Genomic DNA, 25,630 nt, shown 5'->3' on the forward strand with positions numbered 1-25,630 from the left:
TTGACGCTGTAGGCGGGTTGGCCGGCGCATGGAGATACCGTTGCGATGCCGGGCGATGACAGTGAGGTTAGCTCCGCGACTGACGAGCCCAACGCGCCTCGCGCTTCATATCGCCGTGAAACGGTGCAAGATCGGCGCGCGCCGATTGCCGCCGCCGCGGCCTCCCTGGTCGTGCAGGCCGCTCGGATTTTGCTGGGGTTGGGGCCCTGCTTTACGGTATAATCCGTTTTTCCCGCGAGCATCCAGCGATGACCAAATATGTTTTCGTCACCGGCGGCGTAGTATCTTCCCTCGGCAAGGGTATTGCCGCCGCTTCCCTCGCCGCGATCCTCGAATCGCGCGGTCTCAAAGTCACCCTCCTCAAGCTCGATCCCTACATCAACGTCGACCCCGGCACGATGAGCCCGTTTCAGCACGGCGAAGTGTTCGTGACGGAAGACGGAGCGGAGACCGACCTCGACCTCGGCCACTATGAGCGCTTCATCAGCACGAAGATGCGCAAGGCCAACAACTTCACCACGGGCCAGATCTACGAATCGGTGATCCGCAAGGAACGCCGCGGCGATTATCTCGGCAAGACGGTGCAGGTCATCCCGCACATCACGAATGAAATCCAGGCGTTCATCGAACGCGGCGCGGCTTCCGCGACGTGCGGCGAGCCGGACGTCGCGATCGTCGAAGTGGGCGGCACCGTGGGCGACATCGAATCGCTGCCGTTCCTCGAGGCCGCGCGTCAAATGAGCCTGCGCATGGGCCGCAACAGCGCGTGCTTCGTGCACCTCACGCTGGTGCCGTGGGTCGCCACCGCCGGCGAACTGAAAACCAAGCCCACGCAACACAGCGTGCAGAAGCTGCGTGAAATCGGCATCTCGCCGCACGTGCTGCTGTGCCGCGCCGACCGCCGCATTCCAGACGACGAACGCGCGAAGATCTCGATGTTCTCGAACGTGCCCGAAGACGCGGTGATTTCCGTGTGGGACGCGGACAGCATTTACAAGATTCCGCAGATGCTGCACGACCAGGGTCTGGACGCGATCATTTGCGAGGAACTCAAGCTCACGCCGAAGCCGGCCGATCTGTCCATGTGGTCGAGGCTCGTCGAGAAGCTCGAGAATCCGCAGCACGAAGTCACGATCGGCATGGTCGGTAAGTACGTCGATCTGACCGAGTCGTACAAGTCGCTGATCGAAGCGCTGCGCCATGCGTCGATGCATACGGCGACCCGCGTGAACATCGAATACATCGATTCGGAAGAGATCGAGACGAAGGGCGTCGAAAGCCTCAGGCATCTCGACGCGGTGCTCGTGCCGGGCGGCTTCGGCCGTCGCGGCACCGAGGGCAAGATCGCCGCGATCCGCTATGCGCGCGAAGCCAAGGTGCCGTATCTCGGCATCTGCCTCGGCATGCAACTGGCCGTGATCGAATTCGCCCGCGACGTGGTGGGTCTGAAGGGTGCGAACAGCACCGAGTTCGACCAGGAAACCGAAAACCGCGTGGTCGCGCTGATCACCGAGTGGTACGACCGCGAAGGCCGCGTCGAAAAGCGTACCGAGGAATCGGACCTGGGCGGCACGATGCGCCTCGGTTCGCAACGTTGCCCGATCAAGCCCGGCACGATGGCCGAAGAGATCTACGGCAAGGACGTGAACGAGCGTCACCGTCATCGCTACGAGGTCAATAACCGCTTCGTGCCCCAGCTCGAAGCCGGCGGCCTTGTTATCAGCGCCCGCACGCCGAGTGAAGATCTGCCGGAAATGATGGAATTGCCGCGCGGCATGCACCCGTGGTTCGTCGGCGTGCAGTTCCACCCGGAATTCACCTCCACGCCGCGTGACGGCCATCCGCTCTTCAAGTCGTTCGTGGAAGCGGCGCTCGCGCATCAGCAGTCGCGCGTGGAAAAGGAAGTCGGAGAGCAAGCATGAAACTGGGCGATTTCGAAATTGGGCTCGACAAGCCGTTTTTCCTGATCGCGGGCACCTGTGTCGTCGAATCCGAACAGATGACGATCGACACGGCCGGCCGCCTCAAGGAAATCTGCGCGAAGCTGAACATTCCGTTCATCTACAAATCGTCGTACGACAAGGCCAATCGCAGCAGCGGCAAGTCGTTCCGCGGCTTGGGCATGGACGAAGGCCTGCGTATCCTGTCCGAAGTGAAGCGCCAGCTTGGTCTGCCCGTGCTCACCGACGTTCACGCCGAGCACGAGATCGAGCAGGTCGCGTCGGTGGTCGATGTGTTGCAAACGCCGGCTTTTCTGTGCCGTCAAACGGACTTCATCCATGCTTGCGCGCGCTCGGGCAAACCGGTCAACATCAAGAAAGGCCAGTTCCTCGCGCCGCACGACATGAAGAACGTGATCGACAAGGCGCGCGACGCGGCGCGTGAAGCGGGCCTCTCCGAAGACCGCTTCATGGCGTGCGAACGCGGCGTGTCGTTCGGCTATAACAATCTGGTGTCGGACATGCGCTCGCTCGCGATCATGCGCGAAACCAACGCGCCGATCGTGTTCGACGCCACCCACTCGGTGCAATTGCCGGGCGGGCAGGGCACGAGCTCGGGCGGTCAGCGCGAATTCGTGCCGGTGCTGGCGCGTGCCGCGGTGGCGGTGGGCGTGTCGGGGCTCTTCATGGAGACGCATCCCAAGCCTTCGGAAGCCAAATCGGACGGCCCGAACGCCGTGCCGCTGCACCGCATGGCCGAATTGCTGGAAACGCTTGTCACGCTCGACCAGGCCGTCAAGCGCGCGCCGTTCCTCGAAAGCGATTTCAACTGATTCAGCATGCGCGGCGTGTCATGCCTCGCGTGCATGATCTGCCCGTCGGCACGCGGCACATGCACGCAATGGTCGTCGAACGTATCGGTGCGCGAGTTGTCTGCCGGGGAGACCGGCCTGCGCCAGATACAGTGTCACAGTAAAGAATTCAACGTCATTTCTTGAGGAAACCATGAGTGCTATCGTAGATATCATCGGTCGAGAGATTCTCGATTCGCGAGGCAACCCCACCGTCGAATGCGACGTGCTGCTCGAGTCGGGCACGATGGGCCGCGCCGCGGTGCCGTCGGGCGCTTCCACGGGTTCGCGTGAAGCCATCGAACTGCGCGACGGCGAAACCGGCCGTTATAGCGGCAAGGGTGTGCTGAAGGCCGTCGAGCACATCAACACCGAAATCTCCGAAGCGATCATGGGCCTCGACGCTTCCGAGCAGGCTTTCCTCGACAAGACACTGCTGGAACTCGACGGCACGGACAACAAATCGCGCCTCGGGGCGAACGCGATGCTGGCCGTTTCGATGGCCGTCGCGAAGGCCGCCGCCGAAGAAGCCGGCCTGCCGCTGTACCGCTACTTCGGCGGTTCGGGCGCGATGCAACTGCCGGTGCCGATGATGAACATCGTCAACGGCGGCGCGCACGCGAACAACAGCCTGGACATCCAGGAATTCATGATCGTGCCGGTCAGCCAGCCGACTTTCCGCGAAGCGCTGCGCTGCGGCGCCGAAGTGTTCCACGCACTGAAGAAGATCCTGAGCGACCGCGGCATGAGCACGGCAGTCGGCGATGAAGGCGGCTTCGCGCCGAACTTCGGCAGCAACGACGAATGCCTGTCCACCATCCTGCAAGCTATCGAGAAAGCGGGCTACCGTGCCGGCGAAGACGTGCTGCTCGCGCTCGACTGCGCGGCAAGCGAGTTCTATCACGACGGCAAGTACCAGTTGGCCGGCGAAGGCCTGCAACTGTCGTCGGCGGAATTCACCGACTACCTCGCCACGCTCGCGGATAAATTCCCGATCGTGTCGATCGAAGACGGCATGCACGAAAGCGACTGGGCCGGCTGGAAGCTGCTGACCGACAAGCTCGGCAAGAAGATCCAACTGGTGGGCGACGACCTGTTCGTCACCAACACGCGCATCCTGAAGGAAGGCATCGAGAAGGGCATCGCCAACTCGATCCTGATCAAGATCAACCAGATCGGCACGCTCACGGAAACGTTCGCGGCGATCGAAATGGCGAAGCGCGCAGGCTACACGGCCGTGATCTCGCACCGTTCGGGCGAAACCGAAGATTCGACTATCGCGGATATCGCAGTCGGCCTGAATGCCGGCCAGATCAAGACCGGTTCGCTGTCGCGCTCGGACCGTATCTCGAAGTACAACCAGTTGCTGCGTATCGAAGAAGACCTCGGCGATATCGCCAGCTATCCGGGCAAGTCGGCGTTCTACAATCTGCGCTAAATGACTGCAGGTAGCCAAACTGATTGCGCTAACCGATGAGCCGGTTATCCTTCGTTCCTGATTGACCTCGCCGCCCTGCGTATAGCGCAGGGCGGCGCGTATTTATTGTGCTTACTTCATGCGGCTTGTCACTGCTGTCCTGATCGTTCTACTGGTATTGATCCAGTACCCGCTCTGGTGGGGGCACGGCGGCTGGTTGCGCGTGCACGAGTTGCAGCAGCAACTGGCGCAGCAACAGCAGAAGAACGTCGATGCGAAGCTGCGCAACGAGCGTATTCAGGGAGAAGTGCAAGATTTGCAGAACGGCACGGCCGCGGTGGAAGAGCGGGCGCGCTACGAAATGGGCATGGTCAAGGACAGCGAGGTGTTCGTGCAGTTCGTCTCGCCGAATGCGCCGTTGCCGACCGCGAACACACCTTCAGTGACGACTTCCACGCGTGGTGAGATGTCGAGCGCACCGCTGCATATGGTGCCCAATCCGGAATCTCGCGCCAGGCCGGATAGAAAGCGCGGGAGCAAGACCGCGAAAGAGAAGACGGCCCCGCACTGAGCCGTGGCACCGGGTTGTCGCGCTCAGTCGTCGTATCGAGCCGTCGTCACTCGAACCCGCCCGCAACGCACCGCGATTGACTCTTCGCATTGCCTCGTTGCATTGGACTCGTCTTACCAGCCCCAGTACGGCCCGTAACCGACGCCGACACCCGTTCCCCAGCCGTGCCCCCACCCACCGCCGTAATAGCTGCCGTACACGCTGACGGGCGGCGAGTAATAACGCGACCACGCCTGCGCGGCGTTTTCCGCGGCAATGGCCTGGTTCTGCTCGGCCATCACCTGTTGATCGATGGCGTCATAGCGTTGACGCTCTTCCTGCGTAAGCGGCTGGGCGTTGTTGCCCATGCCTGACTGGTCGGCGGGCAAGCGGCTATAAATTGGCGAGGGGCCTGGTGGGTCCATCACGCAGCCGGCTAGCGCAACGCTGCCGCCAATAACCGCCAATACGGCACAGGTGCGCGCCGAACGTATCAACGAAGTGAGGTGGTTCATGTTCGATCTCCGCCGGTCGGATGCCTAAGCAAAACATGCGGGCGTGGCCGCCAATGACACGACGCAATGATCAAAGATACCGCGCCGCCCGAGCCTTGAAAAGACAGCGGACGGCGCGGTAGTTTGCTGCCGTGGACAAGTGACACGCGTTGCCGTGGGGCGGGCGTCACGCCCGCGCCGGTGGGCGTTCAATGCCGTTGTTCGGTGGCCGGCGTCACTCCTTGCGAGAGGGCATTCGCGACGAAAAGTTGCGCCACGTCGACCGGGTCGAATTCGTAGCGCTGGTTGCAGAATTCGCAATGGATCTCCACATGACCGCGCTCTTCGATCACGCCATCCACTTCCTCGCGGCCCAGCATCTTGAGCATCGCGCCGACTTTTTCACGCGAACAGGAGCATTCGAAGCGCGCCGTGGCCGGCTCGAAATGCTGGACGTTTTCCTGCCAGAAGAGGCGACGGAACACCGTTTCCGGCTCTTCCTTCAGCAACTCGTCTTGCGACAGCGTGCCGCCCAGCGTGCAGACGCGTTCCCACGTATCGGCGTCCAGTTCGCCCGGATGCGGAACGATGCCGCCGTCGCCCGGCAGCTTTTGCAGCAGCATGCCGACCGCGCGCTCGGTGTTCGCGGCGAGCCACAGGCGCGTGTCGAGCTGTTCCGAGTGATGCATGTAATGTTCGAGCACTTCGGCCATCGACTTGAGCGGTCCGTCCACGCCCGACAGCGGCACGATGCTTTGATACGGCTGCTGGCCCGGCTGCTTGTCGCGCGGGTCCAACGTAATCACGCAGCGGCCGTGGCCGCCTGCGTTGACCAGTTCGATCAGCGACGTGGCGTCGCCGATCGCGTCGCCCGCTTCGCCGGACAGCTTCGCGGTGGCGCGCATCGACAGATCGGAACTGCACTGCACCACCAGCATTCTGGCCGGGCCGTCGCCGAAAATCTGCATGATGAGCGTGCCGTCGAACTTCAGATTCGCCGACAGCAGCGCGCACGCGGCCATCATCTCGCCGAGAATCGTCCGCACGGGCGCCGGGTACTCGCGCCGCGTCAGCACTTCCTGCCACGTATTGCGCAGCGAAACGATCTCGCCGCGCACCGGCGCCGCGCTGAACATGAATTTTTGCAACTGGTCGCTCACAACTTTTCCTCGGTCGAATGACGCGGCCTAATGCCGCGCCGTGCGCGCCCGCGCTCCGGCTGTTTAGCCGATACGCACGAGCTGCGCCTTGAAATACTCGCGGCGTTCGGCATAGCTTGCCGTGCCGCGCTGCATATTGGCGATATCCGTCTCGCTCAGTTCGCGCACCACTTTGGCGGGCGCGCCGAGAATCAGCGAATTGTCGGGAAACACCTTGCCTTCCGTGACGATGGCGCCCGCTCCGACCAGACAGTTGCGGCCGATCACCGCGCCATTCAAGACCACCGCCTGAATTCCGATCAGCGAGCCTTCCTTGATCGTGCAGCCATGCAGCATGACCTGGTGGCCGACGGTCACGTTCGCCTCGATCTTCAGCGGAAAGCCGGGGTCGGTGTGCAGCACCGCGTTTTCCTGCACGTTGCTGCCCGCGCCGATGGTGATCGGCTCGTTGTCGCCGCGAATCGTCGCGCCGAACCACACGCTCGAATTTTCCCCGAGCGTCACGTTGCCGATGATGTTCGCCGAATCCGCGACGAACACGCTTTCGTGGATGGTCGGGGCGGCTTCGCCAAGCTTGTAAATCGTCACAGTGTCTCCTCTTGATCGGTCGCCATGCGCGGTGCGGCGGGCTGAAAGCTGCCTGAATCGGCGCGTGTCGCCAACGCAACGAGCGCGTCGGATGGTCGAATCGAGTATTGTAAACGGTTGTGTGATTCGGGTGCCTGGCGAGGCGGGCAGGGAAGTGCGAGGGTCACAGGCCGTGTCTTCCTGTTGTGCGCCACTGTTACGCGTGTCGCCGGTTGTGTCCGTGAGCCAGCGTTTTGGACCTCGCCTTGGATCCCGGATTTGGCTTTCCTTCGCTCCTTTCCGGGTCCCGCTGTCATCCTCTCCACCGCAGTCCAACTGCCGTTCCCTTTGCCGATCCGCTTGCCATGATTCGCGCCGCTCCGTCCGCTTCCTCCATGCCGCTCGCCTCCAACGCCGCGAACCGGGCTCGATGCGCACGCACGGCGGCGCTCGCCGCATTGCGCGAAACCGATCCAGTCGCGAAGACGGCCGCCACCCGTGCGCTGTACGCCGCCGTGCTCGACGGCAGCCTCGCATGCTCGCCGGACCTCGAACTCGAAGAGCCGGCGGGCCTGCCGGGCCGTCCGGAGCGGCCCGAACTGGTCGAGCCGCGCAAGCTGGGGCGACGCAGCATGCAATCGCCGCAAGGGCGCGCCGTTCTGCTGCACGCGCTCGCGCACATCGAATTCAACGCGATCAACCTCGCGCTCGACGCCGTGTGGCGCTTCGCGGGCATGCCCGCCGACTTCTACGCGGACTGGCTCAAGGTCGCCGCAGAGGAGGCGTATCACTTCTCGCTGCTCGTCGCGCGCCTCGCGGAATACGACCACGTTTACGGCGATTTCCCCGCGCACGATGGCCTGTGGGACATGTGCGAGCGCACGCGTGGCGACGTGCTGGCGCGCATGGCGCTGGTGCCGCGCACGCTGGAAGCGCGCGGCCTCGACGCCTCGCCGCCGATCCGCGCGCGGCTGCAACAAGCGGGCGATCAGGCGTCCGCGGCGATTCTCGACGTGATCCTGCGCGACGAAATCGGCCACGTACTGATCGGCAATCGCTGGTTCCGTTACTTGTGCGACCAGGGTGGCCTCGATCCGCACGCGACTTACACGCGTCTCGCCGACCAGTATCACGCACCGAAACTACGTGGCCCGTTCAATTTCGAGGCGCGCCGCGACGCAGGGTTCGATGAAGCGGAACTGGCCGCGCTGGCGGGCCTCGACGCTCCCGCGCCTGTTGCGCCCGCAGAGGACGACTGACGGAGCGACCCGTTCCCCAATCGGCAGACGCCGCGCCGGCTATCTCGCTATAATCGAACGACCATTCTTTTCCGGGTGCGCCGTTCATGACTCTCTCCCAATCCGAATTCATCGCCGTGCGCGGCATCCGTCTGCATGTGCGGCGCTGGGGCAGTCCGCGTGCGCCCATGCTGTTCATGCTGCACGGCTGGATGGACGTGGCGGCGTCCTTCCAGTTCGTCGTCGATGCGCTCGGCGGCGACTGGCAGGTGATCGCGCCGGACATGCGCGGCTTCGGCCTGTCCAACTGGCCGGTGGCGGAGCATGGCGGCGGCAACTACTGGATTCCGGACTATCTGGCCGATCTGGACGCATTGCTCGACCACTATGCGCCAACCGGCGAAGTGAATCTGGTCGGCCACAGCATGGGCGCGAACATCGCGTGCATCTATGCGGGCGTGCGGCCGGAGCGGGTGCGGCGCGTGATCGACCTCGAAGGCTTCGGCCTCGCACCGTCGCACCCGGCGCAAGCGCCTGGCCGGCTGCGTCACTGGCTCGACGAGTTGCGCGATCCGCCACATTTGAAGCGCTACGCGTCGCTCGACGAGGTCGCCGGGCGGCTGATCAAGACCAACCCGCGGCTCGATCCGCGGCGCGCGCGGTTTCTCGCGCAGCACTGGTCGAAGCCGGACGCCGAAGGGCGCTTCATGCTGCTCGCCGATCCGGCGCACAAGCTGCGCGGCCCGACGCTGTATCGCCTCGACGAAGTCATGGCCGTCTGGCGCAAGGTCAGTGCCAAAGTGCTGCACGTTGAAGCCGCCAACTCGCCAACGCTCGCGCAGATCGCCGGCGACATTCCGCTCGACGAGTTCAAGGCGCGCTTTCAGGCTTTCCCGGACTGGCGCGAGAAGATCATCGACGAAGCGGGGCACATGGTGCATCACGACCAGCCGGAGCAGGTGGCTGCGCTGATCGAAGGGTTTTGCGCGTAGACGCCTCCAAAAATCCGGGGGATGAGGCACGGCGGCGCGAGATAGCTCCGCGTTCACTTACTGCGTTGCAGTAAAATGAGCGCTGAACTTTTTCAAGACACTGATGAACGCCGACCTCCACTGCCACTCCACTGTCTCCGACGGCCAGTTCGCGCCGGCCGACGTCGCGCGCCGCGCGCACGCGGGCGGTGTGACGCTGTGGGCCTTGACCGACCACGACGAACTGGGCGGCCAGCAAGAGGCGCGCAGCGCGGCGGAAGCGCTCGGCATGGGCTACCTGAGCGGTGTGGAAATTTCGGTTACGTGGGCCTCGCGCACGGTGCATATCGTCGGGCTCGGCATCGATCCCACCAGTTCGGTTCTGATCGACGGTCTCGCGCGCACCCGCAACGGCCGCGCCGCGCGTGCCGAGGCGATCGGCGAACAGTTGGCCACGCTCGGCATTCCCGACGCCTACCAGGGCGCGCTCAAGTACGTGTCGAATCCGGACATGATTTCGCGCACGCATTTCGCGCGCTTCATGGTCGAAAACGGCTACGCCAGTTCCACGCAAGACGTGTTCACCCGTATTCTCGGCGACGGCAAGCCCGGCTATGTGCCGCATCGCTGGGCCAAACTGGCCGACGCGGTGGGCTGGATTCGGGCCGCGGGCGGCGAGGCGGTCATTGCGCACCCGGGCCGCTACGACTATTCGCCGGTCGAATTCGACGCGTTTTTCGCCGAATTCATCGATCTGGGCGGCAAGGCGATCGAGGTGGTGACGGGCAGTCATACGCCCGATCAATACCGCGAATATGCGGATGTCGCGCGCCGTTTCGGCTTCGAGGCGTCGCGCGGCTCCGATTTCCACGCACCCGGCGAAGGCCGCGTCGACCTCGGCACGCTGCCGCCGCTGCCTTCCGATCTCAAGCCCGTCTGGGAACGCTGGCTGTGATCGCGCGCCGTGCCGCGGCGGCACGATACGCGCGAAAGCCGGCCGCCCCTGGCGCGTGCTTTCGTCCGCTTGTTCGTCCGCTTCTCTGTCCGCTTCTCTGTCTGCTTCGCATCCGGTTTCCGTTCGCAGTCATCCGTAGCCATGGTTAGTCATCATGTCCCAATACTTTCGGCTTCATCCTGACAACCCGCAGCCGCGGCTCGTCAAGCAGGCCGTGCAGATCATCAACGATGGCGGCGTGGTCGCGTTGCCGACGGATTCGAGCTACGCGCTCGCCTGCCATCTCGACGACAAGAACGCGGTCGAACGCCTGCGGCGCATTCGCGGGCTCGACGAAAAGCAGTTGCTGTCGCTGCTGGTGCGCGACCTCTCGGAGCTGGCGAATTTCGCGATGGTCGACAACCGGCAGTACCGGCTGATCAAATCGGTGACGCCGGGTCCCTACGTGTTCGTCTTGCAGGCCACCAAGGAAGTGCCGCGGCGCCTGTCGCATCCGTCGCGCAAGACCATCGGCCTGCGGGTGCCCGAGCACGCGATCACGCTGGCGATTCTCGAGGAGCTCGGCCAGCCGCTGCTCGGCTCCACGCTGATCATGCCGGGCGAAACGCAGCCGCTGAACGACCCGGAGGACATTCGCGCGCGGCTGGAAAAACAACTGGATCTGGTAATCGACGGCGGCCCGTGCGTGTGCGAACCGTCCACGGTGATCGATCTGAGCGGCGCCGAACCGGTGCTGGTGCGAGCCGGGCGCGGTTCTCTCGCGCCATTCGGTCTCGAAGAAACGGCATGAACGAAAGCGGACAGACGCACGCAACCGCGTTGTTACAATAGCGAGATATGGATTCTTCCCTGATACAGACCATTGCGGTGTACGCGCTGCCGGTGATTTTCGCGATCACGCTGCACGAAGCCGCCCATGGTTACGTCGCGCGCTGGCTCGGCGACAATACCGCGTACGTGCTCGGCCGCGTCTCCATCAATCCGATGCGGCACATCGACCCGCTCGGCACGATCGCGATTCCCCTGCTGTTGTACTTTGCCACCAGTGGCGCCTTCATGTTCGGTTACGCGAAGCCCGTGCCGGTCGCCTTCGGCAACTTGCGCAATCCGCGCTGGGGCAGCCTGTGGGTGGCGGCGGCGGGTCCAGGATGCAATTTCGTGCAGGCGCTGATCTGGGGCCTGTTCGGCGTCGCGCTCGCGGTGCTGAGCGTCGAGGAGCCGTTTCTCACGCGCATGGCGGGCGCGGGCGTCGGCGTGAACCTCGTGCTCGGCGTGCTCAACCTGTTTCCGCTGCCGCCGCTCGACGGCGGCCGGGTGCTGATGGCGCTGTTGCCGCCGCGGCAATCGATCGCGCTGTCGCGCCTCGAGCCCTACGGTTTTTTCATCGTGATGGCGCTGGTGATGACGGGCACGCTGACGCGTTACTGGTTGAGCCCGCTCGTCACGATCGGCTACGCTGCGATTACCGCAATTCTGACTCCACTCGTTTCGCTTTTTTAAATAACCATGTTCCCAGACCGTATCTTCTCCGGCATGCGGCCCACCGGGTCACTGCACCTCGGCCACTATCACGGCGTGCTGAAAAACTGGGTGCGGCTGCAGTCCGAATACCCGTGTTTCTTCTGCGTGGTCGACTGGCACGCGCTGACGACGCACTACGAAACGCCCGAAGTGATCGAAAAGAACGTCTGGGACGTGCTGATCGACTGGCTCGCCTCCGGCATCGATCCGGCGCAGGCCACGCTGTTCATCCAGAGCAAGGTGCCCGAGCACGCGGAACTGGCGCTGCTGCTCGGCATGAGCACGCCGCTCGGCTGGCTCGAACGCGTGCCGACCTACAAGGAGCAGATGGAGAAGCTGAAGGACAAGGACCTGTCCACTTACGGCTTCCTCGGCTATCCGGTGCTGATGGCGGCGGACATTCTGCTGTACCGCGGCTCGCTCGTGCCGGTCGGTGAAGATCAGGTGCCGCACGTCGAAATGACGCGTGAAATCGCGCGCCGTTTCAACTACCTGTACGGCCGTGAGCCGGGCTTCGAGGAAAAGGCCAGCGAAGCGGCGAAGAAGCTCGGCGGCAAGCGCGCGAAGCTGTATCACGAGTTGCGCAATGCCTACCAGCAGGAAGGCGACGACGAAGCGCTCGAACAGGCGCGCGCGATGTTGCAGGAGTCGCAGAGTCTGTCGATGAACGACCGCGAGCGGCTGTTCGGCTACCTCGAAGGGTCGCGCAAGATCATCCTCGTCGAGCCGCAGGCCATGCTCACGGAGGCGTCGCGCATGCCGGGTCTCGACGGCCAGAAAATGTCGAAGTCATACGGCAATACGATCGGCCTGCGCGAAGACGCGGAAACGATCACGAAAAAAGTCCGCACCATGCCGACCGACCCGGCGCGCGTGCGCCGCACCGATCCGGGCGACCCGGACAAATGCCCGGTGTGGCAACTGCACCAGGTCTACACGGACGAAGCCACGCACGAGTGGGTGCAGAAGGGCTGCCGGACGGCCGGCATCGGTTGTCTCGAGTGCAAGCAGCCGGTGATCGAAGGCATCCTGCGCGAACAGCAGCCCATGCTCGAACGCGCGCAGAAGTACATGGACGATCCGTCGCTGTTGCGCGCGATCGTCGCCGACGGCTGCGACAAGGCCCGCAAGTTCGCCACCGAAACGATGCGCGACGTGCGGGAAGCGATGGGTCTGTCATACAACTGAGCGGCGGGTGCAAGCGATGAATACGCCGGCCGTCTCGCCGCCATCGCACGGAAACGGCGAGCCGTCGCAGTGGGTGCGCCATTGGGCGCACCTGGTCGCGGCGGGCGGCGCCGTGCTGGACGTGGCATCGGGAGCCGGGCGGCATGCGCGCTTTTTTGCGTCGCGGGGTCATCCGGTGACGGCAATCGACCGCGACGCAGTGGCGCTCGACACGATGCGCGACGAGCCGCTCATCACGACGTTCGCCGCCGACCTCGAGGGCGCCGCATGGCCTTTGTCGGACGACGCGAAGTTCGCCGCTGTCGTCGTGACGAACTACCTGCATCGGCCGCTTTTTCCGCAGCTTCTGAACTTGCTCGTGCCCGGCGGCGTACTGGTTTACGAGACCTTCGCGCAAGGAAACGAAAGCATCGGCAAGCCCTCTAATCCCGCGTTCCTGCTCGCGCCCGGAGAACTGCTCGATGTGGTCCGGGGCCGCCTGCGGGTGGTCGCGTTTCAAGATGGTTTTCTCGCGCAGCCGCGTCCGGCTTACGTCCAGCGGATTTGCGCAATTCTCGAAGCGGAGCGCTCAGTCGACACCGCGCAGGCGGCACCCCCGCCTTGTTACGAGTTGGCTGGCTAATCCGCTACAATCGCGGTTTACCTGATCAAATTCATGGCGTTTCATGACTAACGGCAACCAGAGCGGCAATACAGGCAGCAACGACGGGGTCCGGATTCGCGGCAGCATTCCCGCCATCATCACCCCCATGCTTGAAGACGGCAGCCTCGATCTGCCGGCGTTTCGCAAACTGATCGACTGGCATATCGCGGAGGGCACGAATGCGCTGGTCGTGGTCGGCACGAGCGGCGAATCGGCCACGCTATCGGTCGAGGAACACGTGCTGATGGTCAAGACGGCGGTCGAGCACACGGCGGGCCGGATTCCGGTGATCGCGGGCTCGGGCGGCAATTCCACCACCGAGGCGATCGAACTCACGCAGCAGGCGAGGGAAGTGGGCGCGGACGCCACGCTGCAAGTCGTGCCGTACTACAACAAGCCGACCCAGGAAGGCATCTATCGCCACTTCACGAAGATCGCGGAAACCGTCGATCTGCCGGTCATCCTGTACAACGTGCCCGGCCGCACCGTTGCGGACATGAGCAACGAAACCATCCTGCGTTGCGCGCAGGTGCCGGGCATCATTGGCGTGAAGGAAGCGACCGGCAACATCGATCGCGCCGCGCATCTGATCAAGTCGGCGCCCGCGCACTTCGGCATCTACAGCGGCGACGATCCCACCGCGATCGCGTTGATGCTGCTCGGCGGCCACGGCAATATTTCGGTCACCGCGAACGTCGCGCCGCGCGCGATGAGCGAACTGTGCAAGGCCGCGCTTGCCGCGGACGCCAGGACCGCCCGAGAGATTCATCTCAAACTCCTGTCGCTGCATAAGAACCTGTTCATCGAATCGAATCCGATTCCCGCGAAATGGGCGTTGCAGCAACTGGGTCGTGTGCAGGGCGGAATCCGCCTGCCGCTCACGCCGCTCGACGCGCAATACCACGAAGCGGTACGCGGCGCGCTGCGCGAAGCGGGCCTGCTGGGCTAAGCGGACCCACCGCGGCACCCATCAGCGCTAACGAAAGCCTGCCACCGGCATCCCCTTAACCGACGTCGATCCAGCCCACGTTCCCGGCACACAGAACCAGGCACCGCGTTCCAGCATCACGAAGGACCTCATGAAACGTTCCGCACTTTCCCTCCACGCAACCCGCATGGCGGCGCTGGCGCTTGCCCTCACGACGCTCGCCGGCTGTGACACGCTGAACGACTGGTTCGCTTCCGACCGCGTCAACTACAAGGGCGCGGGCAGCGCGCCGCCGCTCGCCGTTCCGGGCGACCTCACCACCACGCCGACCGATCAGCGCTATGTCGCGCCGCCCGCCAATCTGGCACTGGGCGGTGCCACGAAACGCGCGATCACCGCGGCGGGCAACGCCACCGAAGGGCAACCCACCGCGCAAGACCCGTTCGGCATGCACATCGAGCGCGACGGCGACCGCCGCTGGCTGGTGGTCGACGGCCGCTCGCCGGAACAACTGTGGTCGCAGTTGCAGGAGTTCTGGCAGGAAAACGGCTTCGCGCTGAAAACCGACGCGCCGGCCACCGGCATCCTGGTGACCGACTGGGCTGAAAATCGCGCCAATATTCCGGACGACTGGTTCCGCCGCACGGTGGGCAAGGTCATCGACTTCGCGTATTCGTCGGGCACCCGCGACAGCTTCCGCACGCTCGTGTCGCGCGGTGCGTCCGACACCACGGACATCTCGATCACGCATAGCGCGATGGAAGAAATGCTGACGGGCCAGGACAAGACGTCGTCTCGCTGGGAAGAGCGTCCGCGTGATCCGGCGCTGGAGGCGCTGTTCCTCACCAAGCTGATGCAGAAATTCGGCCTGACCGAAGCGCAATCGAAGCAACTGCTGACCGATGCGCGTCCGGCTACCGCGCCGGCCAAAATCGACAAGACCGCGGGCGCGTCGACGCTCGATCTGCAGGAATCGTTCGACCGTGCATGGCTGCGTGTGGGCCTTGCGCTCGACCGCACCAACTTCACCGTCGACAACCGCGACCGCGCAAAGGGGATCTACTACGTGCGTTACGCGGATTCGATGCAGGAACTGAAGAAGGAGGGGCTGTTCGGCAAGCTGTTCTACAGCGGCAGTTCGTCGAAGAAGCCGGGTCAGGAATTCCTCGTCAATGTGCGCTCCAAGGGCGACAGCGTGACGCAGGTCGCGGTGCTGGACGCGAACGGACAAGTGGACAACTCGTCCGACGCGCAACGCATCGTGACGCTGCTGCACGCGCAACTGAATTAAGCGGGCCGTGAGGTTCGCGAGTCTTGGCAGCGGCAGTGAAGGGAATGCGTTGCTGGTCGAAGCGCGCAGCGGCGCCACAACCACGCGCGTGTTGCTCGACTGCGGCTTCTCGGCCAAGGAAGTCGAGCGGCGTTTGGCGCGGCTCGGCGCGAGCGCTGAGGCCCTCGACGCCATTCTCATCACGCACGAACACAGCGACCACATCGGCAGCGCGCTGACACTGGCGCGCAAGTGGTCGATTCCGCTGTACATGAGCTGGGGCACCGCCCGCGCAGTGGGCGCGGACGAAGCCGATGTCGACCTGCAGGTGCTGTGGGGCGACGAGGCGGTGGCAATCGGCGACCTCGGGATCCTCCCTTACACCGTTCCGCACGACGCCCGGGAGCCGCTGCAATATGTGTTCTCGAACGGCGCCAGCCGGCTCGGCGTGCTGACCGATGTCGGCACTTCGACGCCGCATATCAGTTCGGTGCTGAGCGGCTGCGACGCGCTAGTGCTCGAGTGTAATCACGATCTGCGAATGCTGGCGGGCAGCCGCTATCCGCAATCGCTGAAGGCGCGAATCGGCGGCAATCACGGGCATTTGAACAACGACGCGGCGGCGGAGATTCTGGCGTCGCTCGACCGGTCGCGCTTGCGTCACCTGGTAGCCGCGCATCTGAGCCAGCAAAACAACTTGCCGGAACTGGCACAAGCCGCGATGGCGGGTGTGCTGGGCTCGGAGCCCGCCGAAGTGGTGGTGGCTTCGCAGGACGAAGGCTTTGCGTGGCTGAGTCTGTGACGCGCATCTGAGCCGCGTGCGGACGCTGCATTGAAAAAGCCCATAACGATCGCTCGTTATGGGCTTTTTTCCAAGGCGGGCGTTTTGGGCGCCGCGCCTCGAATCATCTTTAGTTGCGGTTGCCGCCGAAAATACCAAGCAGCGCCAGCAGGTTGACGAACACGTTGTAAAGATCCAGGTAGATCGCGAGCGCAGCGGTGATGTAGTTCGTTTCACCACCGTTCACGACGCGCTGCACGTCGAACAGCATGTAGGCCGAGAAGATCACGATGGCCATGACCGAAACCGTCAGCATCAAGGCCGGCAGATGCAGGAACACGTTCGCGACCGAAGCGAGCAGCAGCACGATCACGCCCATGAAGAGCCACTTGCCGAGACCCGAGAAGTCGCGCTTGCTGACCGTGGCGATCGTTGCCATCGAGGCAAAGATCACACCAGTGCCACCAAAGGCGAGCATGATCAGCGACGGCCCATTCGAGAAACCGAGCACGAAGCCGAGGATGCGCGACAGCATCAGGCCCATGAAGAACGTGAAGCCGAGCAGCACAAAGACGCCGACAGCGCTGTCTTTGGTCTTCTCGATGGCGAACATGAAGCCGAAGGCGATCGCGAAGAACGCCAGCATGCTCATGGCGGGGCTGGTGGCGGCGAACAGCGAGAAACCGGTAGCGAGGCCAACCCACGCGCCCAGCACTGTCGGAATCATGGACAGCGCCAGCAGCCAGTAGGTGTTCCGTAGCACGCGGTTACGCGTTTCGACTGTGCTGACCGCGCCAGTGCGGCCAAAGCTATACGGATGTTCGTTCATGGTCTCTCCTTACGTCAGAAGCGTGTTGCGTAGTGGTTGTACAGCGGGTGTACCGAATCGTGCAGTGCCTGCCGGATTTTGCCGCCGGTCGCGCGGTGTTCATTCCTAAGATTGGCGCGGTGGCGAGGAGTTTCAATGGCCTCGAAATCTCCAACAAGGCCTACGCTATCAGCATTCCGGAACTCCTGCTTGAAGCCTTTCAATGCTGTAAGGGTTCAATCGCAATCATACATGGGAACATGCTACAATAGCGGATTCATTTGAATCTGTAACCTCTTAATTTTTTGGAGTTTTTATGGCGATCGAACGCACTTTGTCGATTATCAAGCCGGACGCAGTGGCCAAGAACGTGATCGGCCAGATCTACAGCCGTTTCGAAAACGCAGGCCTGAAGATCGTGGCTTCGCGCATGGTCCACCTGTCGCGCGCCGACGCGGAGAAGTTCTACGCTGTGCACGCCGCACGCCCGTTCTTCAAGGATCTGGTCGAGTTCATGATCTCGGGTCCGGTGGTCGTGCAAGTGTTGGAAGGCGAAAACGCCGTCCTGAAGCATCGTGATCTGATGGGCGCGACCGACCCGAAGAAGGCGGAAAAGGGCACGATCCGTGCTGACTTCGCCGACAGCATCGACGCTAACGCGGTGCACGGTTCGGACGCCGCTGAAACGGCTGCGGTCGAGATCGCGTTCTTCTTCCCGCAAGTGAACGTCTATTCGCGTTGATGCAGATTTGCGCCGTGCGATCCGTGCAGCCGGTCTGGATTAATCGCACGAATCGCCTGGCAAAGTAGTAAGGTAAAAGCAGCAGGAATGGGCGCGAACGGCATTGCGTTCATGCAGCTTGTTGCATGAACGCAGTCTCGCACTGAAATGGCAGGATTCGACATGACGAGCAGTCCCACCGTCAACCTTCTCGACCTAGACGCCCAAGGGCTTGTCGCCTATTGCGACAGTCTGGGCGAGAAGCCGTTTCGCGCCAAACAATTGCAGCGCTGGATTCACCAGTACAACGCAGCCGATTTCGACGGCATGACCGATCTGGCGAAGTCCTTGCGCGAAAAGCTCAAGGGGCGCGCCACGATCTCGATGCCGGGCATCGTCAGCGACCACATTTCGACCGACGGCACACGCAAGTGGCTGATCGACGTCGGCAACAGCAATGCGGTCGAAACCGTTTTCATCCCCGAGGAAACGCGCGGTACGCTGTGCGTGTCGTCGCAAGCGGGGTGCGCGGTCAATTGCCGTTTCTGTTCGACCGGCAAACAGGGGTTCTCCCGCAATCTCACCACCGGCGAAATCATCGGCCAGTTGCGCATGGCTGAATTTGCGCTGCGCGCGTCGCGCGGCACGGCAGGCGGCCGGGCCACGGGCGGCGACGGCAAGGGCGAGCGCGTCGTCACGAACGTCGTGATGATGGGCATGGGCGAGCCGTTGCTCAATTACGACGCGGTGGTGCCCGCCATGCGCCTGATGCTCGACGACAACGCATACGGCCTGTCGCGTCGGCGCGTCACGTTGTCGACCTCGGGCGTGGTGCCGATGATGGACCGTCTCGGCGCCGATCTGCCGGTCGCGCTCGCGGTCTCGCTGCATGCGCCTAGCGATCCGCTGCGCGACATGCTGGTGCCGCTCAACAAGAAGTATCCGCTGCGCGAACTGATGGCGGCTTGCCAGCGCTATCTGAAAGTCGCGCCGCGCGATTTCATTACGTTTGAATATTGCATGCTCGACGGCGTGAACGACAGCGAGGCGCAAGCACGCGAACTGCTGGCCGTGACGCGCGACGTGCCGTGCAAATTCAACCTGATTCCGTTCAATCCGTTCCCGGAGTCGGGCCTCATCCGCTCGAAGCCGGAACAGATCAAGCGGTTTGCACAAGTGTTGATGGACGCGGGCGTCGTCACCACGGTGCGTAAGACACGCGGCGATGATATCGACGCTGCCTGCGGTCAGTTGGCCGGTGCGGTGAAAGATCGCACGCGTCTTGCTGAGCGCACCGGGAAGGCAGCAAAGGTCATCGAGGTTCGCGCCGTGTAATCGTGTCGGCGGGCAGGGCGCCGGCGCTCAGTGGAAAGTTCCACGAGTGCGCGAAAGTCCTGATCGTCAGTCACGGTTGAAAAGAAAGTTTGCAGAAGCGATCGGAAGCGGCACATGGGGCCGCACATTTTGTTATAAACGGTCTGCGATTCGGGCGAGAGGCTTTAGCCCGTCCGGGCGCACAAGTGAAAAAGAATCGACGCTAAAGGATTTGGGATGAGTGAGCCGCAGCACCCGCAGCCGCACGACACAGACATGAACGAAGCCCATCCGGCGCCGGTCGCTCGGACGGTGGCACAGCCTGCGGTGCAACCGGGCCTGGATTCGTTGGCGGCGGTGGGCGCGCGCTTGACCCAGTTGCGCGAATCGAAAGGCTGGACGATCGAAGATGTATCGGCGCGTCTGAAAGTGTCCGCTGCCAAACTGCGCGCGCTCGAATCGGGTGACATCAGCCATCTGCCGGATACGACCTTCGCGCTCGGCGTGGTGCGCAGCTACGCGAAGATGCTCGGCGCCGATCCCACGCCATTTACGCAGGTTTTGCGCCGCGAGAAAGGCGTGCCTGCGCCGGATCTGTCGATGCCGGCGTCGTCTGGCAAGGATTTGCCGCGCGGCCGGGTGTCGTTATCGCTCGGCGGTGGCGGGCAAAAGAGCCGCTCGTGGCTGTGGGGCGTGGCGGCGGTGGTCGTCGCGGTGATTGCGCTCGCCATGTGGCATACCAATGGGGGCGATTCGTCGGCGTGGCTCGCGCGCTTGAAGGCCAGCGCGAACGGCGCCGCCGGTGGCGTGACCGGTGCATCGGGCGCGGTGGCGCAAGGCCAGCCGGCGGGTTCGGAGGCAACGGCGGAAGAGCCTGCAGTCGCGCCGCAAACGCAGGTCGCGGCGGAGAGCGCTGCGTCGGCCACGCCGATGCCCGCGCCGCTGACAACCGGCACGACGGCGTCTTCCGTGCCGCCCGTTACGGCAACAGCGGCGCCGCCAAAGGTGGCTTCGCAGGCTCAAGCGGCGGTTGCGCCGAGCGCAAGCGCACCGGCCGCGGCCGTCGCGAGCGCGTCGATGGCAGCGGCGGTGCCTGCGGGCGCTGCGCTAGTCGCGCTGCGCGTGACGCAAGACAGTTGGTTCAGCGTGCGCGGCCAGGATGGCAAGGAAGTATTCTCTGGCATCGTGCGTGCGGGCGACAGGAAGGAAGTGACGGGCGTGCCCCCTTTCAAGGTCACGGTCGGCAACAAGGCGGGTCTTGAGTCGTTGACACTCGACGGTCAGCCGGTCGATCCGTCGAAGTACGCGGCGGCCAAGGGAAATGTGGCGCGTTTCGCGCTGCCTTGACAGATACGGTATACGCCGCGGCCAACAGGCCTGCGGCGCTTTTTCAATTCAGGCGCGACGTCTTTTGCGTGGCGCATGCGGCGTAAATGGGTCTTTCGATGCAATCCGAAGCTCAATCCCAATCCAGTAGCAAGATAGTTTCGAACGAGCCGGTGTTCGGCGGCCAGGCGGCGCGGCGCAAGTCGCACGCGGTGGACGTCCGTTGGGGCGGCCAGCTCGTCACGATCGGCGGCGATGCGCCGGTGCGTATCCAGTCGATGACCAATACGGACACCGCTGACGCTATCGGCACCGCGATCCAGATCAAGGAGCTGGCGCAAGCCGGTTCCGAACTGGTGCGCATCACCGTGAACACGCCGGAAGCAGCTGCGGCCGTGCCGGCCGTGCGCGAGCAGCTCGACCGCATGGGCGTGTCCGTGCCGCTCGTCGGCGATTTTCACTACAACGGTCATTTGCTGCTGCGCGATTACCCGGCGTGCGCGGAGTCGCTGTCGAAATACCGTATCAATCCGGGCAACGTCGGTCACGGCGCGAAACGCGATACGCAGTTCGCGCAGATGATCGAAGCGGCGGTGAAGTACGACAAGCCGGTGCGTATCGGCGTCAACTGGGGCAGTCTCGATCAGGACCTGCTCGCGAAGATGATGGACGAAAACGCCGCGCGCTCCACGCCGTGGGAAGCGCAGAGCGTGATGTACGAAGCGCTGATCCAGTCGGCGATCGGTTCCGCCGAGCGCGCGGTCGAACTCGGTCTCGCGCGCAACAAGATCATTCTGTCGTGCAAGGTCAGCGGCGTGCAGGATCTGATCGCCGTGTACCGCGAACTCGCGCGCCGTTGCGAATTCGCACTGCATCTCGGCCTGACCGAAGCGGGCATGGGTTCGAAAGGCATCGTGGCGTCGACGGCGGCGTTGTCCGTGTTGCTGCAGCAAGGCATCGGCGACACGATCCGCATTTCGCTGACGCCTGAACCGGGCGCGTCGCGCACGGGCGAAGTGATCGTCGGCCAGGAAATTTTGCAGACAATGGGACTGCGTTCGTTCACGCCGATGGTGATCGCGTGCCCCGGTTGCGGCCGGACCACGAGCACGCTGTTCCAGGAATTGGCGTCGCAAATCCAGACGTATCTGCGCACGCAGATGCCGGTGTGGCGCGACCAATATCCTGGCGTCGAAAAGATGCACGTCGCGGTGATGGGCTGCATCGTCAACGGACCGGGCGAATCGAAGCAGGCGAACATCGGCATCAGTTTGCCGGGGTCGGGCGAAAATCCGGCCGCGCCGGTGTTCATCGACGGCGAGAAGGTCAAGACGCTGCGCGGCGAGAACATCGCGCAAGAATTCCAGCAAATCGTGAGTGACTACGTCGAGCGCCGCTACGGTCGTGTCGAAGCAGGTCGCGCCGAAGCACTCAATTAAACATCGTCGAACGAATACAGATGACTGAACAGAAGAAAAAGCTCGACAAGCTGTCGGGCGTGAAGGGTATGAACGACATCCTTCCGCAGGAAGCCGGGCTGTGGGAATTTTTCGAAACGACCGTCAAATCGTTGCTGCGTTCGTACGGATATCAGAATATCCGTACCCCGATCATCGAGCATACGCAGTTGTTCAAGCGCGGTATCGGTGAAGTGACCGACATCGTCGAAAAGGAGATGTACAGCTTTACCGACGCATTGAACGGCGAAAATCTGACAATGCGCCCGGAGAACACCGCGGCGGTCGTACGCGCGGCGATCGAACACAACATGCTGTACGACGGGCCGAAGCGTCTGTGGTACATCGGCCCGATGTTCCGTCACGAGCGTCCGCAGCGCGGCCGCTATCGCCAGTTCCACCAGGTAGGCGTGGAAGCCTTGGGCTTTGCCGGTCCGGACGCCGACGCCGAAATCATCATGATGTGCCAACGCCTGTGGGACGACCTCGGCCTGATGGGCATCAAGCTCGAAATCAATTCGCTGGGTCTCGCCGAAGAACGCGCCGCACATCGCGTTGAATTGATCGCGTACCTCGAAAAGCACATGAACGTGCTGGACGAAGACGCGAAGCGCCGTCTCTATACGAACCCGCTGCGCGTGCTGGACACGAAGAATCCGGCCCTGCAGGAAGTCGCTCGGAACGCGCCGAAGCTGATCGATTTTCTCGGCGAGGAATCGCGCGCGCACTTCGAAGGTCTGCAGCGCATTCTGAAGGCGAACAACATTCCGTTCACGATCAATCCGCGTCTCGTGCGCGGTCTCGATTATTACAATCTGACCGTGTTCGAATGGGTCACCGACAAACTCGGCGCACAAGGCACCGTGGCGGCGGGCGGCCGTTATGATCCGCTGATCGAACAGCTCGGCGGCAAGGCGACGGCCGCGTGCGGCTGGGCGATGGGTATCGAGCGCATTCTCGAATTGCTGAAGGAAGAAGACCTCGTGCCGGAAGACGAAGGTTGCGACGTGTACGTGGTCCATCAGGGCGACGCGGCACGCGAGCAGGCCTTCATCATCGCCGAGCGTCTGCGCGATACGGGTCTCGACGTGATCCTGCATTGCAGCGCCGACGGTCAAACGGCCAGCTTCAAATCGCAGATGAAGCGTGCCGACGCGAGCGGCGCGGCCTTCGCTGTAGTGCTCGGCGAAGACGAGATCGCCAACGGCACGGTCGGCGTGAAACCGCTGCGCGATACCAATGCTAGCGGCGGTAAAAACGAGCAACATAACGTGCCGGCCGAAGACTTGACCGAATTTCTAATCAATGCGATGGTTGCAACCGCCGAAGACGGCGACGACTGATCGCGATGTCGTTGGGCCCTGGCTCGACACGCACACGTTTCAAGAAAGAGGAAATCGCCGGGCGATGAGTTACCACGACGAACAAGAATCGATTGAAGGTCTGAAAGCATGGTGGGCGCAGTGGGGCAATGCAACCACCTGGATCGTGCTGGTGGCGCTGGTTGCCGCAGCCGGCTGGAACGGCTGGAATTTCTGGCAGCGGCGCCAGGCGGCGGAAGCAGCGGTGCTGTATGACCAGGTGCAGCAAGCCGTGGCGTCGGGCGACAAGGCGAAGATCACGCGCGTCGCCGCCGACATGGAAGACAAGTTCAGCCGCACCGCGTATGCGCAGATGACCGCGCTGGGCGCCGCCAAGGCGCTGTACGCAGCGGGCGACCAGGCGGCTGCGAAAGCGCAACTGCAATGGGTAGTCGATCATGCGAAGGACGAGGAGTTCAAGCAGATCGCCAAGCTGCGTCTCGCTTCGCTCCTGCTCGACGAGAAGGCTTACGACCAGGGTCTCGCGTTGCTCGCCGAACCGCAGTCCGACGCCTTCAAGGGCATCGTGGCGAACGGCCGCGGTGACCTGCTCGCGGCGCAAGGCAAGCGCGACGATGCGCGTGCCGCCTACAAGCTCGCGCTCGACTCGTTGTCGAAAACCGATAGCTCGGCACGTCAGTTGATTCAGTTCAAGCTGGACGCGCTGGGCGGCTGAACGCCGCGTGCAGCGCGCCGCATGCAACGACCAACCGGTCTCCTTTAATTAATCTCCTGAATGCTTCGTCCACCGATGAATCTGCTGAAACGTTACGCTGTGCCCGTTGTCTGTGCGATGACCGTTCTCGTCATGGCGGCTTGCTCATCCACGAAAGACGAGCGCCGCGAGCCGACGCCGCTCACCGAGTTCAAACCCGTGCTCGACGTGCAGCAAGTCTGGAAGACGAGCGTCGGCAAGGCGGGCCGTTACCTGTTCTCGCCGGTCGGGGTGGGCGGTGCGGTGTACGCGGCGGGCGCCAACGGCTCCGTGGCGAAGATCGACGCGCAAACCGGTAAGGACATCTGGCGCGTCAAGCTGCGCGACGATCTCTCGGCGGGTGTGGGCAGCGACGGCACGCTCACCGCGGTGGGCGGACTCAAGGGCGATGTCTACGTGCTCGGCGCGGACGGCAAGCAATTGTGGACCGCGAAGGCGCCGGGCGAAATCATCTCGCCGCCGCTCGTCGGCAATGGGCTCGTCGTCGTGCGCACGGTCGACGGGCAGATCGTCGCGTTCAACGCGCAAACCGGCGAACAGAAGTGGAATTACCGCAACCGCGCGGTGCCGCTCAATCTGCGCGTGTCGTCGGGCATGACCTTCGCGGGCGACGCAGCCGTGCTGGCCGGTTTCCCCGGCGGCGCTTTCGCCGCGATCAACCTGCAGTCGGGCGACAATTACTGGCAGACGCCGGTGTCGTATCCGAAGGGTGTGACGGAGGTCGAGCGTATCAATGACGTGACCGGTCCGCCCACGCTGGTCGGTTCGCAAACTTGCGCGGTGACCTTTCAAGGCCAGATCGGCTGCTTCGACGCGAACTCGGGCCGCGCGGTGTGGGAAAAGGCGTTCTCGAGCACGAGCGGCCTGGCGCAGGATGACCGCGCCGTGGTCGCGCCCGACGACTGGTCGGTGGTGTCGGCGTTCGACGTCAACAACGGCAACCCGCTGTGGAAGAACGACAAGCTGAAAAACCGCGACCTTGGCGTGCCTTTCCTGTTGGGCCATGCGGCGGTGATGGGCGACTACCAGGGCTACGTGCACTTCCTGTCGCGCGACGACGGCACACTCGTGGCGCGTGCGAAGACCGACGGCAGTCGAATTACCGCCGCGCCGGTACTGGCCGGCGAAACGCTGGTGGTGCAGACGCACGACGGCGATCTGTACGGCTACCGTCCGCGCTGATCGCACAGGTTCGGCGTCAAGCGTGCGGGCCGGCTTTGCCGGCCGCACGCGTTTTTAGTGTGTAGCGGAGTCAGTAAAAAATATTCCGCCGGACTGGCTGGTCCGGCAAGTCGGATGAGAACGGCCTACTGGCCATCGGTGGCTGCTTGCGGCGCCACTTTCGGCGCGATCTTCGTCAATCGGTAGAGAATCGTATTCGAACCGACATGCGAGCCGCCGAGCAGGAAAGACTGAACCTGGCGGCCTGATTGGCGCTGCCCATACAGCCAAAC

Annotated in this window: 25 protein-coding genes; 21 read left to right on the forward strand and 4 right to left on the reverse strand. The window is 63.4% G+C overall.

The features are described 5' to 3' along the window. The first annotated feature begins 248 nt into the window (after positions 1–248). The 4 genes from ACOCG7_RS18365 (at position 249) to ftsB (ending at position 4,779) form a co-directional block, all read left to right on the forward strand. Positions 249–1,922 carry a CTP synthase gene (locus ACOCG7_RS18365; protein ID WP_073427569.1) on the forward strand — a complete coding sequence of 558 codons (1,674 nt, stop codon included), beginning with the start codon at positions 249–251 and terminating at the stop codon, positions 1,920–1,922. Further along, the gene (gene kdsA / locus ACOCG7_RS18370; protein WP_073427570.1) at positions 1,919–2,773 is read left to right on the forward strand and encodes a 3-deoxy-8-phosphooctulonate synthase; all 855 of its coding nucleotides are present in this window, start codon (positions 1,919–1,921) and stop codon (positions 2,771–2,773) included. Before ACOCG7_RS18365 ends, kdsA begins: the two co-directional genes overlap by 4 nt. Before the next feature lie 172 nt (positions 2,774–2,945). Then, the gene (gene eno, locus ACOCG7_RS18375) at positions 2,946–4,229 is read left to right on the forward strand and encodes a phosphopyruvate hydratase (RefSeq protein ID WP_073427571.1); all 1,284 of its coding nucleotides are present in this window, start codon (positions 2,946–2,948) and stop codon (positions 4,227–4,229) included. 118 nt (positions 4,230–4,347) lie between these two features. Next, positions 4,348–4,779 carry a cell division protein FtsB gene (gene ftsB, locus ACOCG7_RS18380; RefSeq protein ID WP_073427572.1) on the forward strand — a complete coding sequence of 144 codons (432 nt, stop codon included), beginning with the start codon at positions 4,348–4,350 and terminating at the stop codon, positions 4,777–4,779. Positions 4,780–4,892: 113 nt separating this feature from the next. Here ftsB and ACOCG7_RS18385 read toward each other — a convergent pair whose 3' ends face one another. From ACOCG7_RS18385 to ACOCG7_RS18395, 3 genes are all read right to left on the reverse strand, one after another. Then, on the reverse strand, positions 4,893–5,273 hold the full coding sequence (locus tag ACOCG7_RS18385) for a hypothetical protein (RefSeq protein ID WP_073427573.1): 381 nt from the start codon (positions 5,271–5,273) through the stop codon (positions 4,893–4,895). A 188-nt stretch (positions 5,274–5,461) separates the two neighbouring features. Then, positions 5,462–6,412, reverse strand: a complete 951-nt coding sequence (hslO, locus tag ACOCG7_RS18390) for an Hsp33 family molecular chaperone HslO (RefSeq protein ID WP_073427574.1) — start codon at positions 6,410–6,412, stop codon at positions 5,462–5,464. A 63-nt stretch (positions 6,413–6,475) separates the two neighbouring features. Next, positions 6,476–7,000: a gamma carbonic anhydrase family protein gene (locus ACOCG7_RS18395; RefSeq protein WP_083083368.1), complete on the reverse strand. Its 525-nt coding sequence runs from the start codon at positions 6,998–7,000 to the stop codon at positions 6,476–6,478. A 344-nt stretch (positions 7,001–7,344) separates the two neighbouring features. On the opposite strand from ACOCG7_RS18395, the gene ACOCG7_RS18400 reads away from it, so the two are divergent. The 10 genes from ACOCG7_RS18400 (at position 7,345) to ACOCG7_RS18445 (ending at position 16,495) form a co-directional block, all read left to right on the forward strand. After that, positions 7,345–8,238: a ferritin-like domain-containing protein gene (locus ACOCG7_RS18400; protein WP_073427576.1), complete on the forward strand. Its 894-nt coding sequence runs from the start codon at positions 7,345–7,347 to the stop codon at positions 8,236–8,238. 86 nt (positions 8,239–8,324) lie between these two features. Further along, positions 8,325–9,209, forward strand: coding sequence for an alpha/beta fold hydrolase (locus tag ACOCG7_RS18405; RefSeq protein WP_244744336.1), 885 nt, complete (start codon positions 8,325–8,327; stop codon positions 9,207–9,209). Positions 9,210–9,312: 103 nt separating this feature from the next. After that, positions 9,313–10,143, forward strand: a complete 831-nt coding sequence (locus ACOCG7_RS18410) for a 3',5'-nucleoside bisphosphate phosphatase (protein ID WP_073427578.1) — start codon at positions 9,313–9,315, stop codon at positions 10,141–10,143. Positions 10,144–10,297: 154 nt separating this feature from the next. Further along, on the forward strand, positions 10,298–10,933 hold the full coding sequence (locus ACOCG7_RS18415; RefSeq protein ID WP_073427579.1) for an L-threonylcarbamoyladenylate synthase: 636 nt from the start codon (positions 10,298–10,300) through the stop codon (positions 10,931–10,933). Positions 10,934–10,980: 47 nt separating this feature from the next. Then, on the forward strand, positions 10,981–11,643 hold the full coding sequence (locus ACOCG7_RS18420; protein ID WP_083083371.1) for a site-2 protease family protein: 663 nt from the start codon (positions 10,981–10,983) through the stop codon (positions 11,641–11,643). 6 nt (positions 11,644–11,649) lie between these two features. After that, positions 11,650–12,852, forward strand: coding sequence for a tryptophan--tRNA ligase (locus ACOCG7_RS18425; RefSeq protein WP_073427581.1), 1,203 nt, complete (start codon positions 11,650–11,652; stop codon positions 12,850–12,852). Positions 12,853–12,868: 16 nt separating this feature from the next. Continuing rightward, positions 12,869–13,474, forward strand: a complete 606-nt coding sequence (locus ACOCG7_RS18430) for a class I SAM-dependent methyltransferase (protein WP_114163466.1) — start codon at positions 12,869–12,871, stop codon at positions 13,472–13,474. A 43-nt stretch (positions 13,475–13,517) separates the two neighbouring features. Further along, positions 13,518–14,444, forward strand: a complete 927-nt coding sequence (gene dapA, locus ACOCG7_RS18435; RefSeq protein WP_073427582.1) for a 4-hydroxy-tetrahydrodipicolinate synthase — start codon at positions 13,518–13,520, stop codon at positions 14,442–14,444. A gap of 130 nt (positions 14,445–14,574) precedes the next feature. After that, a complete protein-coding gene (bamC, locus tag ACOCG7_RS18440) occupies positions 14,575–15,714 on the forward strand; it encodes an outer membrane protein assembly factor BamC (protein ID WP_073427583.1) in 1,140 nt (379 codons plus the stop codon). A gap of 7 nt (positions 15,715–15,721) precedes the next feature. Beyond that, entirely contained in the window at positions 15,722–16,495 is a 774-nt protein-coding gene (locus ACOCG7_RS18445) for an MBL fold metallo-hydrolase (RefSeq protein ID WP_073427584.1), read from the forward strand. 109 nt (positions 16,496–16,604) lie between these two features. Here ACOCG7_RS18445 and ACOCG7_RS18450 read toward each other — a convergent pair whose 3' ends face one another. Further along, positions 16,605–17,303 (reverse strand): Bax inhibitor-1/YccA family protein, encoded by a 699-nt coding sequence (locus tag ACOCG7_RS18450; RefSeq protein WP_073427585.1) that lies wholly within the window; start codon positions 17,301–17,303, stop codon positions 16,605–16,607. Between the two features lie 295 nt (positions 17,304–17,598). Between ACOCG7_RS18450 and ndk the strand changes: the two genes are divergently transcribed. From ndk to bamB, 7 genes are all read left to right on the forward strand, one after another. After that, positions 17,599–18,024 (forward strand): nucleoside-diphosphate kinase, encoded by a 426-nt coding sequence (gene ndk / locus ACOCG7_RS18455; RefSeq protein WP_006051306.1) that lies wholly within the window; start codon positions 17,599–17,601, stop codon positions 18,022–18,024. Between the two features lie 162 nt (positions 18,025–18,186). Further along, positions 18,187–19,338 (forward strand): 23S rRNA (adenine(2503)-C(2))-methyltransferase RlmN, encoded by a 1,152-nt coding sequence (gene rlmN / locus ACOCG7_RS18460; RefSeq protein ID WP_073427703.1) that lies wholly within the window; start codon positions 18,187–18,189, stop codon positions 19,336–19,338. Positions 19,339–19,554: 216 nt separating this feature from the next. After that, positions 19,555–20,664, forward strand: coding sequence for a helix-turn-helix domain-containing protein (locus ACOCG7_RS18465; RefSeq protein ID WP_073427587.1), 1,110 nt, complete (start codon positions 19,555–19,557; stop codon positions 20,662–20,664). 86 nt (positions 20,665–20,750) lie between these two features. Then, entirely contained in the window at positions 20,751–22,082 is a 1,332-nt protein-coding gene (gene ispG / locus ACOCG7_RS18470) for a flavodoxin-dependent (E)-4-hydroxy-3-methylbut-2-enyl-diphosphate synthase (RefSeq protein WP_244744333.1), read from the forward strand. A gap of 20 nt (positions 22,083–22,102) precedes the next feature. Further along, positions 22,103–23,443 carry a histidine--tRNA ligase gene (gene hisS / locus ACOCG7_RS18475; protein ID WP_073427589.1) on the forward strand — a complete coding sequence of 447 codons (1,341 nt, stop codon included), beginning with the start codon at positions 22,103–22,105 and terminating at the stop codon, positions 23,441–23,443. Positions 23,444–23,507: 64 nt separating this feature from the next. Next, a complete protein-coding gene (locus ACOCG7_RS18480; RefSeq protein ID WP_073427590.1) occupies positions 23,508–24,137 on the forward strand; it encodes a YfgM family protein in 630 nt (209 codons plus the stop codon). Between the two features lie 75 nt (positions 24,138–24,212). Continuing rightward, on the forward strand, positions 24,213–25,358 hold the full coding sequence (bamB, locus tag ACOCG7_RS18485; protein WP_244744331.1) for an outer membrane protein assembly factor BamB: 1,146 nt from the start codon (positions 24,213–24,215) through the stop codon (positions 25,356–25,358). The last annotated feature ends 272 nt before the right edge of the window (positions 25,359–25,630 follow it).

The sequence above is a fragment of the Paraburkholderia sp. DD10 genome, from assembly GCF_049177125.1.
Taxonomy (GTDB): Bacteria; Pseudomonadota; Gammaproteobacteria; order Burkholderiales; family Burkholderiaceae; genus Paraburkholderia; species Paraburkholderia terricola.